This window comes from Acinetobacter sp. MYb191 (assembly GCF_037572605.1).
Taxonomy (GTDB): Bacteria; Pseudomonadota; Gammaproteobacteria; order Pseudomonadales; family Moraxellaceae; genus Acinetobacter; species Acinetobacter johnsonii.
In genome coordinates this window covers 117,738-130,999 of the sequence record NZ_JBBGZP010000013.1, presented here as the reverse complement: position 1 = coordinate 130,999, position 13,262 = coordinate 117,738, and the positions used below count along the sequence as shown (strand labels likewise).

The window sequence follows — 13,262 nt, the reverse complement described above, 5'->3', positions numbered from 1 at the left end:
ACGCTGAAATTTATAACTGCAAAAAATTCGGCCGATGCTTTTAAGATAGATTAAGTAAATTGTATCAAATATAAATTTATATAGGTGTATTCTTCCGTGGCTATAGAATTTGTTTCCAAATCAAAGTTACCTACTGCATTTGGCGATTTTGAAATTATAGCATTTCAAGATCAAAGTACTGGTGAAGAACATATCGCTCTTGCTAAAGGGATGAATGCCGCTCCCAATCAACCTGTACTGGTCAGAATACATTCAGAATGCTTAACAGGTGATGCTTTTGGATCACTCAAATGTGATTGTGGTCCACAATTACACTCAACCATGAAAATGATTAATGATGCAGGTCAAGGAGTCATTTTATACTTACGCCAAGAAGGCCGTGGCATAGGACTAACCAATAAAATTCGTGCCTACGCACTTCAAGACCAAGGACATGATACTCTTGATGCCAATTTATTATTAAACCTGCCAGCAGATGCTCGCAGGTATGATATGTGTACAATAATGCTTGATTATTTACAAATAAAAGACGTCAAGTTAATTACCAATAATCCATTTAAAATCAAATCTTTGAATGATTTAGGGATTAACGTAGTTGAACGTATTCCTTTGAAAGTAGGCTTAAATAGCTTTAATAAGAGTTATCTCGAAACAAAGCAAAAACGCATGTCACATCTATATGATAATAGTGATTTTTAAAAAGCGATCACTTTTAGAAAAAACTCCACATCCAAAGTTCGATCTCCCTTTCGGGAGAAGGTTTTATCACATATGGTTATTATTAAATTAACTTAAAAAAATCGTGATTAAAGAAGCAGGATCTTATTTATTTTCTCTCAGGATTTTCGAAAAAGCTGTGACTTTTTCTAAAGTCGCATTCATTCCCTTATTAAAAAAAGTATCGACAAGCGCTGAGCCAATGATAATAAGATCTACTTTATTGGCTAGTGCTTTAACGTGGTTTTCATTTTTGATCCCAAAGCCAATTGCAACAGGAATATTAAAAATAGGTTTAATTTCAGCAATCTTTTTCTCAAGATTAAGCAGATTGAAGTCTCCTCCTGTTAAACCATTTTCTGCAACATGATATAAAAAACCTGTCGCACGCGCTGAAATTTGCTCTAACCTTTCAATTGGGGTAGTCGGCGCTGTCATTGCAATTAAATGCATATTTTTTTCATTTAATTGCACTTCAAAGTTTTCTCGATATCCATAGGGAGCATCTAAAATCAATATTCCATCTATAAGATTTTCTGTTTCGGCGATAAGTGTCTCAAAACCATATTGCATAATCGGATTTAAATAAGTCATGAAAATTATTGGTGTTTTTTCATCATGTAGCCTGATTGCTTTTACCAACTCAATGGTTTGTTTTACCGTTTGACCTGCACTTAATGCCCTAAGATGTGCTGCCTGAATGATCTCACCATCTGCCACTGGATCTGAAAAAGGAATGCCAACTTCGATAATGTCAGCTCCAGCTTGACCCAATTGGCTTAACAGACGGTAACTTTCTGCGAAATTAGGATCTCCAGCAGTAAAATAACAAACCAGACCGCTTCGATTTTCCAGTTTTAATTGCTCTAATTTTTGATCTAGACGGTTCATGCTGTAGCTCCTGCAAGATATTTTTTTACCGTGTTTAAGTCTTTGTCACCTCTGCCACTTAAATTGACAATAATGATCTGTTCTGGCTGCATTTCTTGAGCAAGTTGAATCGCATATGCAATCGCATGAGAACTCTCAAGAGCAGGAATAATGCCCTCCTGTTGGCTTAAAAGCTGAAATGCATTTACAGCGTCTTGATCGGTTATAGCCGTATATGTCACACGTCCTGTTTCAAACAGAAGGCCATGTTCAGGGCCGACACCAGGATAATCTAAGCCAGCTGATATAGAGTGGCCCTCTAAAATCTGTCCATCTAAATCTTGTAATAAATAGGTTAAATTACCATGCAGCACACCGACTTGACCTTTGCAAATAGAGGCCGCATGTTCACCGCTATTTGTTCCTTTTCCACCTGCCTCAACGCCAAACATTTTGACATTCAGGTCTTCTAGAAAAGGATGCATCAACCCTAATGCATTTGATCCACCACCAACGCAAGCAACCAAAGCATCAGGCAGTTTATTTTCTTTGAGGAGTATTTGGTTTCTGGCTTCTAGACCAATAATTTTTTGAAATTCTCTGACCATGATGGGATATGGATGAGGACCTGCACCAGTACCCAACAGATAATAGGTTGTATCAACATGACTAATCCAGTCACGTAATGCTTCGTTCATCGCATCTTTTAAGGTCCTACGACCTTTTTGAACACTTCTGACTTCAGCACCGAGTAATTTCATGCGTTCAACATTCACTTGTTGGCGCTGAATGTCTGTTTCTCCCATAAAAATGGTACATTTCATCTTAAACAGTGCACAAACAGTTGCTGTTGCAACACCATGTTGTCCAGCACCAGTTTCTGCAATGATTCTAGTTTTCCCCATAAATTTGGCTAATAAGATTTGCCCAACACAATTATTGATTTTATGCGCACCCGTATGGTTCAAATCTTCTCGCTTGAGATATATTCGAGCACCTCCCGCATAAGCTGTTAGGTTTTTTGCATAAAAAAGAGGACTAGGACGACCAACAAAGTCCGTTAAAATCTGCTGATATTCAGCCCAAAATTTAGGTTTGTGCCGAACAGTATTAAAGGCTTGCTCTAATTCTCGAAGTGCTGGCATTAAGCTCTCTGGCATGTAAGATCCGCCAAATTTACCAAAAAATCCCAAGTCATCAGGACCATTACCTGTATAAGGGGTTGTCATCTCATATCTCTTTTACTATCAAAACTTGTTTGATCTTAAAATATTTTCATTTTTCTGATAATTGATATATTTTGAGCTTAGGGTGTTAGAAAATTTTACAACATGAAACGCAGAACATTACCTCCCCTTAATGCTTTAAAAGCATTCGAGGCAGTCGCCAGAAATAAAAGTTTCAGCTTAGCTGCGGAAGAATTGTGTGTCACCCATAGCGCGATTAGCCACCAAATAAAGCAGTTAGAAGAATGGTTGGATAAAAAATTGTTTATTCGACATTCCTCTACCATCTCTCTGACAAAGGATGCAGAAGAATTATCTCTAGTTTGTACGCATCTTTTTAATCGTTTAGAACAATGTGTCTTTGAGTTAACAAATAAAACGTCAGAGGTAGAGGTGGTAATAGGTGCTTCTCATAGTTTTATGGCAAATTGGCTGATTCCTCGATTAGAAAAGCTCGAAGTCATTTATCCCAATATCCATATCAAATTAATGACATGTAATGACTTAAAATTGTTAGAAAAAGAGAAAGTTGACATATTTATCAATAGCATCAGTGAGAATCATATACTTTCCAACTTTTTGAATAAATATCTTTTATTTCCCGATAACATGGGGCCTATTTGTAGTCGGGAAATAAATCCTCTCCATACAAAACATGATCTTTTAAATTATCCATTACTTCATACCCACTCAAATAAAAGCGCATGGCATACATGGTTTGATCAGTCCAAAATTAACTTTTCCCCAAAAGCGAATGATCGTTATTTTGATCGTCTTAATTTGATGATAGAAGCTGCTGTGTCTGGATTAGGAATTGCCATAGCACCTCAAATTCTAATAGAAAAAGAAATATTAAATGGAAGAGTAATTGCACCTTTTGGTTTTATCTATTGTGACTATAATTTTTATGCAATGGTCAGAAAAAATAATGAAAATCGTGATGTCATGAATATCATTAATTGGTTAATGACTGGAGAAAAAGGTTAAAAATTATTTTTTTGATTTAAAAATTCGATTCAATGTACTGTCTTTAGCATCTATCTTCACATTCTATTCACTTCAGCTTATCTAAAGTGAGAGGATAAACTGTGAAGATGGACAGTGAACATGAATCATGTCAAAACGTTAATGGCAATTGCTTTATCCTTACCAGTGCTTTTACTGTCAGGATGCAAAAGTGTTCCTCGTTATTCCTCTGATTATGCAAATGCCAGAGCGAGTATTCAGGGAATACCCTTAGATGATGCAAAAGCACTAGAAATCGGCACCCGCTTCACTTCGGTATTTAATACCTTGGGCACACCTAAATTCGTTGAAAATGCTGGAGCACTGTATGCAGATCAGCTTTTTATTAACGATACTCTGTCGCAATTTTCATCGCGTAAAAAACTGCTTGAACATTTTCAGGGTATGAACCAGCGGGTTAGTAATGTAACTGTCAGTCTATTAAATACTTCATATCATCAAGACTCAGCCTATGTGCATTGGCATATGGTTTATGATTTTAAAATGTTTGGGAAGATACGAACAATGGATTCTTTTGGAATCAGTGAAATAAAGGTCAACCCAAACCATCAGATTATTTTCCAACAAGACTTCTGGGATCCGGCCAATGGTCTGTATCGTTCTTTGCCTTATGTAGGAGGAACCTATTCATGGGTACTGCCTTTCAAAAAGTAGCCATAACCACTGTACTGATGCTTGGGAGTTTCGGTTCGTGGGCGCATGCACAAACCTTAAATAAATGTGGTAATGGCCCACTAATGGTGGGACAAAAACAGGTCGGTGTGGCCAGTTACTTTGCGCAAAACTGTAATCAGCCTTGGCAAGGCCAAAACATGCAGATGGATTTTACCTATACGCAGAATATTCCAGAATGGGCATTCAAACGTGCAGCCAGACATCTACTCCAACGTAATATCAAAGATCAAAAAATTCAGGCTGTTTTCAATCCAATCACCGATATGTATCGTCCAGTGAACTCAGGAGATCTATACCAACTAAAATATAGCCATGCCACACACACATTAAGCCTATACTTAAACCAGAAACTGCAGGGACAACTCCAGAACCCATTAGCCCAGCAATATTTTAATATATGGCTAGGTCCTCAGCCATTTAGTGCTAAATTAAAACAGCAATTAATAAAGTAGTCTCTACAGTTATGTCTAAACATTTTATTTTGATGGTTGAAGATCATTACGAACTGGCATCTACCTTATGCGAGTTTCTAGAAGAGCATGGTTTTGTGGTCGATCATGCTCGAAACCTAAATGCTGCGCGCCAATTGCTCAAGCAGCAACGCTATCATATTTTACTTTTAGATATTAACTTACCTGATGGTTCGGGTTATGAACTATGTGAATGGCTACGAAATAAAGAAGGTATGGACCTCCCTGTGCTGATGCTCACCGCACGCGATACGTTGAATGACAAACTCAAAGGTTTCAATTCAGGCACGGATGATTATCTAGTCAAGCCATTTGACTTTAATGAGCTGGTGGTTCGAGTCAAAGCTCTGATCAAGCGTTCACAGGGTGAAGTCTCCTCTAGCCGTCTTCAAATTCATGATCTTATTCTGGACCCTGCAACACAGCAACTGACTCGTGGAGGACAAACCATTGAACTGCCCCCCATTCAATTCAAACTGCTCAAACTACTGATGCGTCATTCACCTAAAGTTCTGACTAAACAGGAAATTATGATAGAGCTTTGGGGGGATCAAGAGCCTGAGAGCGATGCCCTGCGTAGTCATATTTATAATTTGCGTAAAATGGTCGATAAGCCTTTTGAGCAAAAACTAATTCACACCATATCTGGTGTAGGGTTAAAGATCACTTTAGAAGCTTAAGCTCTAGAAGCCCAGCCTTAATTTAAATACACGACGACAATCAGTCCAGTCGTCATCGCCAGATCAACATCCTGATGGGTATTGAGATAATACTGCCGATCAAACAATTCCACTCGCCAGCCAAGCTGCTTGCACAACTTCTGTACCAATTGCAGTCCAATGCCATGACCTTTGATCTCTAATTGCAATTGCTGCCCCGACAGTTCTTGTACCTTTGAGTTATTCGGTAAAGGAATGCCGACACCATTATCTGCAATCAATACTGTATTTTTTTGCAAAATGACATCAATTTCTGTGCCTTGTGAATAATTCAGTGCATTCCGCAAAATATTGCCAAATACCATTTTGGTCATCGACGGGTAAAGTTTACGTGGCTGTTCGTTTAGATCTTTTTGAAAATTTATCCGCATACCTTTGTTATGGCTAACACTATCCAGATCCTGAACTAGATTCTCCAGACATTCTGAAAGCATAGTCGATTCAGCGGTTAAAGTATTGGTGGTATTGCGGGCGATAGCCAGTAGTGTGTCAACTAATAGTTGCATGTCTTCAATGGTGTTGTTCAAGCGAGTAAATGATTTATTGTCCCCATAGCGTGCCTGACACAACTGCACATTGCCTTTTAAGATGGTCAGTGGTGTGCGAAGCTCATGACTGACATCACCAGTAAATTCACGTTCACGCTGAATAAACTCGCTTAATACCTGATGATATTTTTCTAGCGCCTGCTTCAGATATTCCGCTTCCAGATTTGAATCAGTCCGGATGTCATGAAACGGTGAAGCCTGATTTTTATAATCTTCCCAATCAATATGTTCCAGTGCGTTGGCAAGCCTGGTAATGGGAGAAAAATAGCGCCGGGCACGACGGTTCCACCACCATAACATACTATAAAGTACAAACAAGCTGACCATCAATGGTGCCAGACCAAACAGCCAGACCAGTTTATTGACATTGCTTTCGCCAAAGACCAACAGGACATGCTGCCCATCTTTTTCGCCATAAACGGTCATGCGTTCCTTACCATCGACAAAATGCCGATTCACCCCTTGCTCAAGTGACATATTCTTAAATTGGGAGGGTGGCACAGTGTTCCAGCGGTAACCATACAGGTTTTTGGTGTCGGGCAATTCTGCGGCAGGGTTACGTTCCAGTCGCTGCCAGTAGTGTGACATTTCCTGTTCTAGCGCCGTTCTGAGCAAAGAACCTTTAATCACCCAGGCACTGAAGCCAATCCCAATCACCACAGACAAGGCAATGAATCCGATTTGCAGCCAGTAGTAGCGGTTAAACACCTCACCCAGAGGATGATCACGTTTGTCCCTAAACAGCTTTAACATTGATGCATTCCCCGCTGGCCCATCCCACTGTTCAATTATACGGCTTTCTTCTTCAACAGAAAGTGGCCAATGACCCACTCGCGTCCATGGTCATAACCAAACAGCTCGGCACAGGCCATAAAGAAAATCCGCCAGCGCTGCCACCAGATTGCGGCATCCGCACCATAGGTTTGTTCAAACAGGGGCTTTAGCTCGGCCTGTTTACCATCCATATTCTCTAGCCAAGCATTTGCGGTACGTTCATACTGCGTACCCGCCCATTGCCAGTGCTGTTCTAGCTGCAAATGCTGCTGAAAATGTAGGAAAGTTGAGGCTGCCGGCATCAACCCACCACTGAAGAAATATTGCGACATCCAGTCAAACTCATTTTTGACTTCAAACGGATAATGCAAGAAACGATGACAGAAAATATGACACCACAGTAAACCATCTGGTTTGAGCCAAATACTGATATTTTCAAACAGTTTTTGATAGTTGCGTACATGCTCAAACATCTCCACCGAAACCACACGGTCAAATGACGCAGGTTCAAGTTGCAACACATTGACATCACAAGTGATCACATTAAGGTTATCCAGTTTTTTTAAACGGGCTTGTTCCTGAATATGCTCACGCTGCGTTGAATAATTTGACACGACTGTAATACGGGCCGTTGGATAATGCTCGGCCATATACAGACTTAAAGAACCCCAGCCACAGCCAATTTCCAAAATATCCTGCCCGTCTTTCAGTTGCGCTCGCTGGCAATAGCAGGCAAGAGCGGCCTCTTCGGCTTGATCTAGCGTCGTATCGGCATGTTCAAAGAGACTCGCACTATATTTCAGGCGCTTACCGAGGACTGCCTGAAAAAATGCGGTCGGCAGTTCATAGTGCTGCTCATTGGCTTTGTCTGTCTCAATGGCAATTTCGCTGTTTTTCAGCATGGTCAGCACATCCATATAGCGCTGCGCTGCCAATGCGGGGTCAAACCGACCTTCTTGTGCCAATCGTTTTTTGCTCAAGATTTTAATACCAGCACGAATCACTGGGTCTGGCACCTTGCCATTTTCGATCAGTTCTAAGGTTTTTTGAATCATAAAGTCCATGTATTTACCTACTCTTTGGGTGGCCACGGAATAAACATTGAAGTTCGTCGTTGATAGTCTTTATAGTTGTCACCACGGTGGGTGAGCGCCTGTTTTTCACTAAAAGGAATACCCGTAAGGTAGTACAGGAATAGCCACATCAGCAGCGGATAAATCCATAATTCATAGCATCCGACTGCCAGACCGAGCACTGGATAGGCAAACCAATGCAGCCATTCAAAAAAATAATTCGGATGGCGCGAGTATTTCCACAAGCCCTGATCCATGGTTTTACCTTGATTCTGTGGATCTAGCTTAAAACGGTAAAGTTGCTGATCGGCAGTGCTTTCGCCTATCAAAGCCGATAGCATGATCATGCCAGCCACAATCACAGTGACCAAAGTCCAGTCATTCCACTGCTGGGTCGGAAGACTCAACAGCTTCAGCATTGGGTAAGAAAACAGTAGGGCCAAACCTGCCTGAAATATAAAAAACACCAGAAAACCAAGATGCTGATAATCCCCCATCGCTCGGCGCATGTTGGCATAACGCGTGTCTTCTTGGGTTTCATTGGAATAGCGCCGTAACAGATGCCAAGTCAGCCGAGAAAACCAGATCCCACTCGCCAGTCCCAGAAATAACCGAACCAACATCGGTGCACTGTCAATCGCCCAAGCGGCAATAATCACATTAAGGGCAATACTGAAACTCCAAGCGACATCCACCAGCCCTGCTCTGCGGTTATAGGTCACCAACACCCAGCTACAGAGCATGATGAAGACATTGAGCAAAAATAAATCTAGCAGCATGTCGCCCTCCTGTTTTATTTCTGCTTAGTAAGCACTGGCTTCAAACAGCAAATGCACATCACTGATCACACCTTCCCTAAAACCACCTTCGCAATAACACAGATAAAAATCCCACATGCGGATAAAACGCTCATCAAAATCAAGTTGCAGCACTTGATCACGCTGCTCCAGAAAACGCTGGCGCCAACACTTCAGGGTTTGTGCGTAGCTTTGACCAATATCTTCCAGATGTTTGAGACGAAGTTTTTGCTCAGAAGCCGTTTGCGTCATCACACTGATACATGGAATAAAACTACCGGGGAAAATATAACGCTTAATGTAATCCACCGTATTTAAAGCTTTAACATAACGTGCATCTTCAATCGTAATCGCCTGTATCAAGGCTAGACCATTCGGCTTGAGAAGCTCACGACATTTTCGGAAATAAGTCGGTAAATACTGCTCACCGACTGCTTCAATCATTTCAATGGACACCAATTTGTCGTATTTACCCTCGAGTAAACGGTAGTCCTGAAGCTGTACAGACACCCGATGAGACAGCCCTGCTTCAGCAACTCGGGCGATTGCTTCATCGTACTGAGCTTTGGAAATGGTAATGGTGGTCACCTTACAGCCATAATGCTGAGCCGCATAAATGGCAAAGCCTCCCCAGCCGCTGCCAATTTCGACCAAATGGTCCATCGGTTGCAATTGAAGTTTCTGGCAGATCAGTTCTTTTTTATAATCTGAAGCTTGTTCCAAGCTCATACAGGGTTCTTTAAACACCGCACTGGAATACATCATGCTGGAATCTAAGAACAATTTAAAAAAATCATTGCTCAAGTCATAATGCTCAGCAATATTCTGACGACTACCATCAATCGAATTCTTGCGGGATTTATACCAAGCCTTGAGTACCAACTGGCTGGCTTTTGCCACTACATTTTGATTCATCCGATCAAGCACATCTCGATTACGCGCTAGAATACGAATTACATTGACCAGATCTTCACTGCTCCAGTAACCACGAATAAAGCCTTCTGCTGCCCCCAGTACACCATTACGGAACAGCAAATCGATAAGGCGTTCGTCATGAACTTGAATTACTGCATGCAAATCACTATAGTTTTCCCCGACCAGACCGTTCCAGATACCTTTAAATATCAACTGACCATGACGCAATTTCAGCATATGGCGTAGGACTATCGGCAGTTCGGTATGCTCTCCCATTAACAGTGTTTTCATAGTCATGTCTTTCCTTTTTCTTTTTTAGGATGCCGATAAAACGGAATTTTCTTTTTCCATAACCGCAAAGCATGTAGATAAATCCCGCTCACCATCCTAAAGGGCTCAAGAACTTTTAATACAGCATATCGATGTTGCTGTGAAGGAAGTGTGATGGCTTGCAGCTTAAATTTCATGGTGGCATCAAATTGCAATATTTCTTGTTCAAACAACTGCATATGAATCACATTTTGCTGTTCTGAAAAGCTAAAACGCCAACGGTAATCCAGTGACATCGGCATGAATGGCGACACATGAAAGGCCTTTTTAAAGTCAAACTGGTGGCTCTGGTAAGGCGTATGTTTAGTTACATTGTGCCGACAATCGTGAATGTACACCTGACGTTCATTCCACGGTGTATTGGTGATTTCACTCAGTATAAAAATCAGTTGATCGGTCGTATCAAAGATCAAATAAAACACCACAGAATTAAAACGAAAACCCAGTGTGCGTGGTAAAGCCAGTACACGAATAGATGCAGCATGTGGTAAATGATAGTTTACGTGCTTGATCAGTAACCGTGCAACTTTCTGCCGAATCGAGCCATATTCCATGTTTAGAAAGTCACGTTGATCCAAGGTCAATAAATTCCAGCGACTAGAAGACCAGAACCAAGATTTTTGGGTAAAATTTGCCAGTTGATCCGGATCAAAGCATAAATAGCTAAGCTTCACTTCAAAAGCATGTGATTTGGGCAAATAGCGACGATGGCGAATTTCGGTAGAAGCGATAGCCAGTGGATACATTTGCATTCTGTACTCCTAAGCCGCTTGCTCAGTGTGTTGCAGCAACTGATTTACAACCCATGAAGCACTACGCGCTCCATCTTCATGAAAGCCCCAGCCCCAGTAGGCACCACAGTATGACGTCCGGTTCTGACCATTAACCTCAGCCCAACGTTGTTGTGCCTCAATCGCGGCAGCATCAAATACTGGATGACGGTAATATCGTTCTACCCATATTTTTTTCGGATCGAGGTTAAAGTTAGGATTGAGTGTGGCAAAGATTTGAGTTTTACAATTCAGGTTTTGCAACTGGTTCATCCAGTAACTGAAACCATAATGCATGCCACTATGCTGGAATGGAGTTGATTCGGTTGCACGACTAGGTGTCACATGTACATGCCAGCTGGCCCATTGGTGTCTGGATTTGGGCATGATATGAGTATCGGAATGCACCACCATATGGTTATCCTGATAACGAAACTTGCCAAGTACTTCCCGCTCTTGCGCTGACGGGTCTGTAAGTAAATTCAAGCTATCATCAGCATGGCTGGCAAAAATGACCCAGTCAAAACGTTCACTGCCCTGTCCAGTTTCAATCACTACATCATTGGCACTACGGGATACATGAAGCACACCTGTCTTGCGGAAAGTCATATTCGATTGGGCCTGAATGGCACGAACATAACGAGCTGATCCACCCTTGACCGTAAGCCACGAAGGTCGCTCTTTCAGCTGCAACATACGATGGTGCTGAAAAAAGCTCACCACAAATTTATACGGAATCTGTCCAGCTTGCTCTACTGGACAAGACCATAGCGCCCCGCACATCGGATAGAGATGTTCCTGACGAAAGGCTTCGGAATAGTCATGTCGATTGAGATATGCATCAATACTGAGCTGTGCATCGACCTGTTCAACATCAATATCTTTATTCGCCGCATAGAAACGGAACAGATCCGACAACATCACGCGAAAATCAGCGTTAAAGAAGTTTTGCGGTCGGAACAACAGCGAGAATTTTTTTGAAGGATTGTACTGCAAGCCAGTGACCTGATTGTTCACCGAAAAGCCCATGTCACTGCTTTGCGATTGAATCCCGAGTTCTTTGAGCATTGCACAGAACAGTGGATAGTTATGCTCATTAAATACAATAAAGCCACTGTCCACCGCGACCTGTTCGCCATCTATATTCAACTGATGGGTATCGGTATGACCGCCAAAGTAGTTATTCTTTTCAAAGACGGTAACGTCATGCACTTTACCTAATTTCCAAGCCGCATACAAACCGGAAATACCTGAACCAATAATCGCAATTTTCATGGTGATTCCTTCGAATGAATAGTAGGAGCGCCTGTTTTGGCTACTTTTCTCTGTTTTCGAGCTTGTGCAATTTTACTGACGTCATAGACCCGCGCTGGAATTGGCTTTAAACCCCAGACTATCCCGAGCCAAGACATAATTTTTAGGAGGTAATAGGTCACATCAATCTGCCACCAGTAAAAGCCCTGTCGCGTACTGCCTGCATAATAATGGTGATTGTTGTGCCAGCCTTCGCCCAAGGTAATGATAGACAAGAATAAATTGTTGCGGCTTTGATCATCAGTGTCAAAATCACGGCTGCCGTAATGATGCGCCAGTGAATTGATACATAAGGTGGCATGGATCAGTAACACGGTGGACACCACAAATCCCCAGACCAGTAATTGCAAGCCGGAAGTCCCCAGTTGCGGCCAAGCTATTGCCAACCATTCTCCTAGTGCATAAATCCCACCCGCGGTCAACAGCACCACAATTAGACTAAACCGGTCTAGCCAGATTAATTCCGGATATTTCAGCCAGTCTTTGATGACTTCTTTACGCGTGGTAAAGTTATATTCATTCAGAAACCAACCCACATGGCTATACCAAAAACCGTGGGTAGATGAATGCGGGTCTTGTGAAGAATCTGTATAGCGGTGGTGATAACGATGATGGGCTGCCCACCATAAGGGGCCACGCTGTGCACTCATGGTGCCTAGTAATACAAATAGGAACTGCACTGGACGCGAGGTCTGAAAGGTTTTATGCGATAAATAGCGATGAAAAAAAGCCGTAATGGAAAACATACGAATCAGGTAGAACAGCAGCATAAAGCCCACTGCAAACCACGACACTCCCACCCAGAACACTGCTAGACAAGCCAGATGCAACAGAATAAAGGGTAAAATCCGCTGCCACTGAATCTTGCTGTTTTCAGCCGTCAGTGTTTCGGGCGCTGTGGGTGTGGACCAGCTGTCTATCCATCGCATCAGAGTTTTCAACATGGACTCATCCTACTTTCGAGCGATTGTATTTATTCTATTTGATGAGTGTAATCAGTCAGGTATGAATTTTATGTGAAGTAAATAAAAAAACCGA

At 41.8% G+C, this 13,262-nt stretch carries 14 protein-coding genes; 5 read left to right on the top strand and 9 right to left on the bottom strand.

Going from position 1 to position 13,262, the window contains the following annotated elements:
* Positions 1 to 96 precede the first annotated feature (96 nt).
* Positions 97 to 699: a GTP cyclohydrolase II gene (gene ribA / locus WH214_RS07595; RefSeq protein ID WP_168158494.1), complete on the top strand. Its 603-nt coding sequence runs from the start codon at positions 97 to 99 to the stop codon at positions 697 to 699.
* Positions 700 to 822: 123 nt separating this feature from the next.
* Here the strand turns inward: ribA and trpA are convergent, their stop codons facing one another.
* Entirely contained in the window at positions 823 to 1,608 is a 786-nt protein-coding gene (trpA, locus tag WH214_RS07590; protein WP_168158495.1) for a tryptophan synthase subunit alpha, read from the bottom strand.
* On the bottom strand, positions 1,605 to 2,816 hold the full coding sequence (gene trpB / locus WH214_RS07585) for a tryptophan synthase subunit beta (RefSeq protein WP_234623129.1): 1,212 nt from the start codon (positions 2,814 to 2,816) through the stop codon (positions 1,605 to 1,607). The genes trpA and trpB overlap by 4 nt, the downstream gene beginning before the upstream one ends.
* Positions 2,817 to 2,918: 102 nt before the next feature.
* On the opposite strand from trpB, the gene WH214_RS07580 reads away from it, so the two are divergent.
* From WH214_RS07580 to WH214_RS07565, 4 genes are all read left to right on the top strand, one after another.
* Positions 2,919 to 3,800, top strand: coding sequence for a LysR family transcriptional regulator (locus WH214_RS07580; protein WP_234623128.1), 882 nt, complete (start codon positions 2,919 to 2,921; stop codon positions 3,798 to 3,800).
* A 120-nt stretch (positions 3,801 to 3,920) separates the two neighbouring features.
* The gene (locus tag WH214_RS07575) at positions 3,921 to 4,493 is read left to right on the top strand and encodes a nuclear transport factor 2 family protein (protein WP_339421571.1); all 573 of its coding nucleotides are present in this window, start codon (positions 3,921 to 3,923) and stop codon (positions 4,491 to 4,493) included.
* On the top strand, positions 4,469 to 4,966 hold the full coding sequence (locus WH214_RS07570) for a chalcone isomerase family protein (RefSeq protein WP_339421572.1): 498 nt from the start codon (positions 4,469 to 4,471) through the stop codon (positions 4,964 to 4,966). Before WH214_RS07575 ends, WH214_RS07570 begins: the two co-directional genes overlap by 25 nt.
* A gap of 11 nt (positions 4,967 to 4,977) precedes the next feature.
* Positions 4,978 to 5,664, top strand: coding sequence for a response regulator transcription factor (locus WH214_RS07565; RefSeq protein WP_004981566.1), 687 nt, complete (start codon positions 4,978 to 4,980; stop codon positions 5,662 to 5,664).
* Between the two features lie 17 nt (positions 5,665 to 5,681).
* On the opposite strand, the gene WH214_RS07560 is transcribed toward WH214_RS07565, so the two are convergent.
* From WH214_RS07560 to WH214_RS07530, 7 genes are read right to left on the bottom strand one after another with little or no spacing between them, the layout of a single operon-like run.
* Positions 5,682 to 7,004, bottom strand: coding sequence for a sensor histidine kinase (locus WH214_RS07560; RefSeq protein ID WP_035326925.1), 1,323 nt, complete (start codon positions 7,002 to 7,004; stop codon positions 5,682 to 5,684).
* 35 nt (positions 7,005 to 7,039) lie between these two features.
* The gene (locus WH214_RS07555; RefSeq protein ID WP_339993131.1) at positions 7,040 to 8,089 is read right to left on the bottom strand and encodes an SAM-dependent methyltransferase; all 1,050 of its coding nucleotides are present in this window, start codon (positions 8,087 to 8,089) and stop codon (positions 7,040 to 7,042) included.
* Positions 8,090 to 8,097: 8 nt separating this feature from the next.
* Complete coding sequence (locus tag WH214_RS07550; RefSeq protein WP_339421574.1) at positions 8,098 to 8,877, bottom strand: DUF1295 domain-containing protein; 780 nt, start codon at positions 8,875 to 8,877, stop codon at positions 8,098 to 8,100.
* A gap of 24 nt (positions 8,878 to 8,901) precedes the next feature.
* A complete protein-coding gene (locus tag WH214_RS07545; RefSeq protein ID WP_062034219.1) occupies positions 8,902 to 10,107 on the bottom strand; it encodes an SAM-dependent methyltransferase in 1,206 nt (401 codons plus the stop codon).
* Positions 10,104 to 10,892 (bottom strand): DUF1365 domain-containing protein, encoded by a 789-nt coding sequence (locus tag WH214_RS07540; RefSeq protein WP_234623125.1) that lies wholly within the window; start codon positions 10,890 to 10,892, stop codon positions 10,104 to 10,106. Before WH214_RS07540 ends, WH214_RS07545 begins: the two co-directional genes overlap by 4 nt.
* A 9-nt stretch (positions 10,893 to 10,901) precedes the next feature.
* A complete protein-coding gene (locus WH214_RS07535; protein ID WP_062034221.1) occupies positions 10,902 to 12,185 on the bottom strand; it encodes an NAD(P)/FAD-dependent oxidoreductase in 1,284 nt (427 codons plus the stop codon).
* Positions 12,182 to 13,168, bottom strand: a complete 987-nt coding sequence (locus WH214_RS07530) for an acyl-CoA desaturase (protein ID WP_234623123.1) — start codon at positions 13,166 to 13,168, stop codon at positions 12,182 to 12,184. Before WH214_RS07530 ends, WH214_RS07535 begins: the two co-directional genes overlap by 4 nt.
* Between the last annotated feature and the right edge of the window lie 94 nt (positions 13,169 to 13,262).

Excerpts from the sequence above, each read along its gene's own strand:
- trpA (WP_168158495.1), bottom strand. The coding sequence starts at position 1,608 with ATGAACCGTCTAGATCAAAAATTAGAGCAATTAAAACTGGAAAATCGA.
- trpB (WP_234623129.1), bottom strand. The coding sequence starts at position 2,816 with ATGACAACCCCTTATACAGGTAATGGTCCTGATGACTTGGGATTTTTT.
- WH214_RS07580 (WP_234623128.1), top strand. The coding sequence starts at position 2,919 with ATGAAACGCAGAACATTACCTCCCCTTAATGCTTTAAAAGCATTCGAG.
- WH214_RS07575 (WP_339421571.1), top strand. The coding sequence starts at position 3,921 with ATGAATCATGTCAAAACGTTAATGGCAATTGCTTTATCCTTACCAGTG.
- WH214_RS07570 (WP_339421572.1), top strand. The coding sequence starts at position 4,469 with ATGGGTACTGCCTTTCAAAAAGTAGCCATAACCACTGTACTGATGCTT.
- WH214_RS07565 (WP_004981566.1), top strand. The coding sequence starts at position 4,978 with ATGTCTAAACATTTTATTTTGATGGTTGAAGATCATTACGAACTGGCA.
- WH214_RS07560 (WP_035326925.1), bottom strand. The coding sequence starts at position 7,004 with ATGTTAAAGCTGTTTAGGGACAAACGTGATCATCCTCTGGGTGAGGTG.
- WH214_RS07555 (WP_339993131.1), bottom strand. The coding sequence starts at position 8,089 with ATGGACTTTATGATTCAAAAAACCTTAGAACTGATCGAAAATGGCAAG.
- WH214_RS07550 (WP_339421574.1), bottom strand. The coding sequence starts at position 8,877 with ATGCTGCTAGATTTATTTTTGCTCAATGTCTTCATCATGCTCTGTAGC.
- WH214_RS07545 (WP_062034219.1), bottom strand. The coding sequence starts at position 10,107 with ATGACTATGAAAACACTGTTAATGGGAGAGCATACCGAACTGCCGATA.
- WH214_RS07540 (WP_234623125.1), bottom strand. The coding sequence starts at position 10,892 with ATGCAAATGTATCCACTGGCTATCGCTTCTACCGAAATTCGCCATCGT.
- WH214_RS07535 (WP_062034221.1), bottom strand. The coding sequence starts at position 12,185 with ATGAAAATTGCGATTATTGGTTCAGGTATTTCCGGTTTGTATGCGGCT.
- WH214_RS07530 (WP_234623123.1), bottom strand. The coding sequence starts at position 13,168 with ATGTTGAAAACTCTGATGCGATGGATAGACAGCTGGTCCACACCCACA.